General features: G+C 45.3%; 2 protein-coding genes and 1 pseudogene. 1 reads left to right on the top strand and 2 read right to left on the bottom strand.

The features are described 5' to 3' along the window. Positions 1-95: 95 nt before the first annotated feature. The gene (locus A2517_RS00590) at positions 96-533 is read right to left on the bottom strand and encodes a hypothetical protein (RefSeq protein WP_294893423.1); all 438 of its coding nucleotides are present in this window, start codon (positions 531-533) and stop codon (positions 96-98) included. Positions 534-661: 128 nt separating this feature from the next. Between A2517_RS00590 and A2517_RS00585 the strand changes: the two genes are divergently transcribed. Then, positions 662-1,963: an alkaline phosphatase family protein gene (locus A2517_RS00585; RefSeq protein ID WP_294893422.1), complete on the top strand. Its 1,302-nt coding sequence runs from the start codon at positions 662-664 to the stop codon at positions 1,961-1,963. Here the strand turns inward: A2517_RS00585 and A2517_RS00580 are convergent. Next, positions 1,955-2,284, bottom strand: a pseudogene (locus A2517_RS00580) (RNA pseudouridine synthase); the annotation flags it as partial. The gene A2517_RS00585 and the pseudogene A2517_RS00580 overlap by 9 nt on opposite strands.

The following is a 2,284-nucleotide window of genomic DNA, read 5'->3' as shown; positions in this document are numbered from 1 at the left end:
GTTGTAGGTATTGCCACGTCCGTGAAACAAGCGAGTATATTCATCGCTAATATCGCGTGAACTTATCAGCAGTAGCTGATGCAGATCTTCTAGACTCATATTTTGAGATCGAGCAGGCTGCCACGTCTTTGCGTATCCGGTGCCAATGCTGATGGATTGAGCGTCAGATAGTTTTGAAGCGATTTTAGAGCTTTTTGTTCTTCTTGGGAATCGGGCGGATACAACTTTGTCAAATCTTGTGGGAGAGATTCTCCTGAGAGGATGTCTCCGTTACTGTCGTGATAAATACCTGCCGCACGCATAAATCCGATCGTCACGATCCCTTTGGCGGCTTGGTAATTTTCAGCATTTAAGAGGGTGTTATAAAGCTTCCGTTCTGAGGGGTTCAGCTCTTGGGAAATCATACTGAAATCGTCTTTGAGTTGGTCGATTTCTCCCGTTTGCGATATCTCTTTGTACGAGGGGGGAGGCGAATAGGAGGATGAGGCAAAAGGGTTGGAAAACGGATAGGAGCTGTTCGTTTGAACTTGCATTTGTACTCCTTAATAATTATAGTTATCAATTTCTTAGCAAAAAACAGTCCAATTTTTTTGTAGAGAGTGCTTATAGAGTAATCTGGGTGTAAATATTTCGAGATATACTGTCAAAAAACGGGGCAATGATGAAAATCTTACTTTTTTTACTCCTTACAATGGCGTTATCCGCAGAGGATCTTCGCAATAAAATCGATCATATTATTGTCATCTATCTCGAGAACCGTAGTTTCGATAATGTGTTTCGGGGGTTTGAAAAAGCTGATACATCGGATAAACCTCTATACCCCTATTCTCAACAAATTGATCGTAATAAAAATGTGTATACAACCCTGCCGATGGGAGAAAAATCGATACAAGCTGGCTTTTCATCAGCTTTGAATAATCAACCATTTTTACTCGATACTACTGTTTCACATACGGGGATGATCCCTGATCTTGTCCATCGGTTTTATCAAAACCGACTTCAGATTAATGGAGGCTCAAACGATCGTTTTGTCGATATCAGCGATGAAAAAGGGCTGAGTATGGGGTATCACGATATGCGGGATAGTGCAATGTGGCGCTATGCGAAAGAATTTACCCTCTGTGATCGTTTCTTTGCGGCGGCATTCGGAGGATCGTTTTTAAATCATCAGTGGCTGATCGCCGCACGAACTCCGTACGTCGGAACAGAGTCGAGTGTTTCTCGGTATGTGTTGGATGAGCGCGGGGAGATCATACGTGACGGTATCCTCACCCCTGATGGCTATGCGGTTAATACGATACAGCCATATTATCCGCCGTTCAAGGCTAAATATTCCGATCCCGCACTGCGTCTTAAACCGCTCGAATATGACACGATTGGGGATCGCTTGAGCGATAAGAACATATCTTGGAGCTGGTACAGCGGAGGGTTTGATGTGGCGCTCTTGGGGCGGGGCGATGCAATCCACTACCAATACCACCATAACCCGTTTTTGTATTTTTCACGATATGCACCTCATACCCAAGGGCGTCAGCATCTCAAAGACGAAAAAGCTTTTTTTAGTGAATTAGAGGAAGGAAAGTTACCGAATGTCGTCTTTTTTAAACCCTCCGCTGAGGATAATCAACATCCAGGATACGCAAGCATCAAAGCGGCGGATAAAAAACTATCCCAAATCGTCGAAGCGGTACGAAGTAATCCGAGTGTCTGGAAAAAATCGCTTATCATTGTCACGTATGATGAAAACGGCGGTTTATGGGATCATGTGGCGCCACCCGTAAGTGATCGATGGGGACCGGGTACGCGGATACCGGCTCTTATCATCTCACCCTATGCTAAAAAAGCGTACGTGGATCATACAGAATACGATACAACCTCGATATTGCGCTTTATCGAATGGAGATATACTTTGGAGTCGTTGGGCGAACGTCGAAGTAATAATTTGCTAAATAGCTTAGAATAGCTCCCACGGTTTATTCCAGACTTTGAGTTGGGTACAACATTCCGCACTCACAAACCGCTCTCCCACATCGGGGGGCGAGACAAAACAAAACTCCTCATCACCCAGACGAAACCGCAGTGCGTAGGCGTGTAAGTATCCCCGTTCCTCTTTTCGTGCTTCATCAGATGCCGCGTAGCGTTCATCTCCCGCGATGGGAGAGCCGAGGCTTTTGAGTGCGACGCGAATTTGGTGGGTTTTTCCCGTATGGGGCTTGATCAAAAAAAAGCGCTCATGGGTGCGCAGAGCGCAACTGATAAACTGGGTGATGGCGGGATTTTCCAT

Origin of the sequence: Sulfuricurvum sp. RIFOXYD12_FULL_44_77, from assembly GCF_001830725.1 — a bacterium.
GTDB lineage: Bacteria > Campylobacterota > Campylobacteria > Campylobacterales > Sulfurimonadaceae > Sulfuricurvum > Sulfuricurvum kujiense_A.
This window is presented reverse-complemented; position numbering and strand designations above follow the sequence as displayed.